The 2817-nt window shown below is 71.7% G+C and carries 1 protein-coding gene; it reads left to right on the top strand.

Annotated elements, in window-relative coordinates:
• Positions 1–2817, top strand: a 2817-nt coding sequence (locus tag I3F54_RS31775; protein WP_240122391.1) for a type I polyketide synthase, incomplete at both ends; no start/stop codon positions are given.

Here is a 2817-nt window from a genome sequence, read left to right as displayed (position 1 = left end):
GGGCGGCGGTGTCGTCGTTCGGGATCAGCGGCACCAACGCCCACGTCATCCTCGAAGAAGCACCCGCCAGTGCCGACCCGGTCCGGCCTGCCCCGTCCCCGGGCAGCGAACCGGTGGTGTGGAACCTGTCGGCGCCCTCGGAGAAGGGACTGCGCAAGCAGGCCGAGAAGCTGGCGGCTTTCCTCCAGGAAGCGCCTGACCTGGATGTGTACGGGGTCGGGCATGCTCTGACGGCGGGCCGGGCGGTGTTCGGCCACCGTGCGGCGGTGGTGGGCCGCACCCGGGAAGAACTGCTGGCCGGGCTGGAGTCCGTGGCGACCGGACAACCGAGCGGTGACGCGGTGACGGGGCACGCCGGTGATACGGGCAAGCTGGCGTTGGTGTTTGCGGGGCAGGGCAGCCAACGTGTCGGTATGGGTCGTGAGCTGCAGGGGCTGAGTCCGGTGTTCGCGGCGGCGTTCGACGAGGTGTGTGCGGCGTTCGACGGACTCCTGGACGCCGACCGCCCGCTGCGGGAGCTGATCCTGGGTGCGGAGGCGGACGAGGAGACCCTGGCACAGACCCGGTACGCGCAGCCGGCCGTCTTCGCGGTGGAGGTCGCCCTGTTCCGGCTGCTGGAGTCGCTGGGTGTGCGCCCGGACTTCGTGGCGGGGCATTCGATCGGTGAGCTGGTGGCCGCGTACGTGGCCGGAGTGTGGTCGCTGCCGGACGCGGCCCGGCTGGTCGCGGCCCGGGGGCGGCTGATGCAGGCCGCACCCGCCGGTGGTGCGATGGTGTCCCTGCGCGTAACGGAGTCCGAGGTCCGCGCGAGCCTGGAAGCGCTGGGTGTGGCGGACACGGTGTCCGTCGCGGCTGTCAACGGCCCCCGCCAGACGGTGATCTCCGGCGACACGGAGACTGTGGAACGCGTCGCGGAGCAGTGGCGGGCCCAGGGACACCGCACCAAGAAGCTTCTGGTCAGCCATGCCTTCCACTCCGCTCACATGGACGGAGCGCTCGAGGAGTTCCGGCAGGTCGCAGCGACCGTCCGGTGTGAGCAGCCACGCATCCCCGTCGTCTCCGCGGATACGGGACAGGTGGCCTCCTCCGAGGAGCTGGCCGATCCTGCTTACTGGGCCGGACACATCCGGCGTACCGTCCGTTTCGCCGACGCCGTCCACTGTCTGCGGAACGAAGGAGTCGGTACGTTCTTGGAGGTTGCCGGGCATCAGGCGGTGGTCCAGCAGATCGAGGAGATCCTCGAAGCCCTGCCCGCCGTCTCCGAGGACGTGACCGTCGCAAGCGTCACACCGGATCCGCACGGACTGGTGGGCGCACTCGCCCGCTCCCACGTGACAGGCACGGACGTCGACTGGCCGGCGTGGTACACCCGGACCCCCGCCACCACCGTCGACCTGCCCACCTACCCCTTCGACCACCACCCTTACTGGCTGGCGCCGCACTCCCCCGTAGGCGATGCCCGTCGATTCGGCCTGGCGGACACCGCCGACCACCCGCTGCTGGGAGCATTGGTCACGCCGGCCGAGGGAGAAGGTCTGCTGCTCAGCGGTCTGCTCTCGCTGCGCACTCACCCGTGGCTGGCGGATCACGTCATCGCGGGCACGACTCTTCTGCCCGGCACGGCCTTCCTCGAATTCGCCCTCCAGGCCGCACGAGCCGCCGACTGCGAGGAGGTCGCCGAACTCACCCTGGAACGGCCACTCGTCCTGCCCCCGCAGGGAGCGGTCCAGATCCATGTGGTGGTGCAGGGAGCCGACGAGCAGGGCCATCGAGCCCTGGCCGTCCACGCCCGCCCGGCCGAACGGGACGGTGAGCACGACCACCCGTGGACGTGTCACGCGACGGGCGTGATCGCCCCGGCCGCTCCTCGGCCACCACACGCCTTTGAGTGGCTGCCGGCGGGCACCGTACCGCTGGACCTGGCCGACGCCTACTCCCGCCTGGCCGACGACGGCTACACCTACGGCCCCGCTTTCCAGGGGCTGCGGGCCGTCTGGTCCTCGGGCGCCGAATTCTACGCCGAGGTCGAGATCGCCGAGGCACAGCGCGCCGACGCCGCCCGCTGCGGCCTGCACCCGGCGCTTCTCGACGCCGTGTTGCACGTCCTGGCCCTGGACGGTCTCGCCGACGGCGGCTCTGCCCAGGTGCCCTTCTCCTTCACCGGCGTACGGCTCCGGGCGCTTGGCGCGACGGCGCTGCGGGCCCGGTTGCGGCGCACGGACGGCGGAGCGGCGATCACGCTCACCGACTCGGCGGGAGAGGTCGTCGCCGACGTCTCGTCGCTGGCGATGCGAGCGATCGACGCGCGGGGCGTCGTCCCCCTGACGCGGCGGCCTTTGCACACGGTGCGCTGGGTCCCCCTGGCGACGGAAGCCGCCGCCGACGGGGCCTCTCTCGACGCGGTGGTGGTGCGGGTGCCCGCCGGTGATGCGGGGCGGCAGGCCGTGGCCGGTGTGCTGGGTGAGGTGCAGAGTCATCTGGCTGGTGATGGGCGTGTGGTGGTGGTGACGGCTTCCGGTGACGCGGCGGGGGCCGCGGTGGGTGGATTGGTGCGGTCGGTTCAGGCGGAGTACCCGGGGCGGTTCTTCCTCGTCGAGGCGGAAACCGACTGCGAGGAGGAGGTGCTGAGGACCGCGGTCGCCAGCGGTGAGCCCCGTGTACGGGTGAGCGACGACGGGTTGTCGGTGCCGCGCCTGACACGGGTCACGCAGGACGCCACGGCGACCGCTGACCCGGCGTTCGGTCCGGAAGGCACGGTGTTGGTGACCGGTGCGACGGGGACGCTGGGCCGGGTGGTGGTGCGGCATCTGGTGGAGC

Origin of the sequence: Streptomyces sp. MUM 2J (assembly GCF_022414535.1) — a bacterium.
GTDB lineage: Bacteria > Actinomycetota > Actinomycetes > Streptomycetales > Streptomycetaceae > Streptomyces.
Note: the sequence above shows the minus strand (reverse complement) of the source record. Positions and strands in the feature narration are given on the sequence as shown.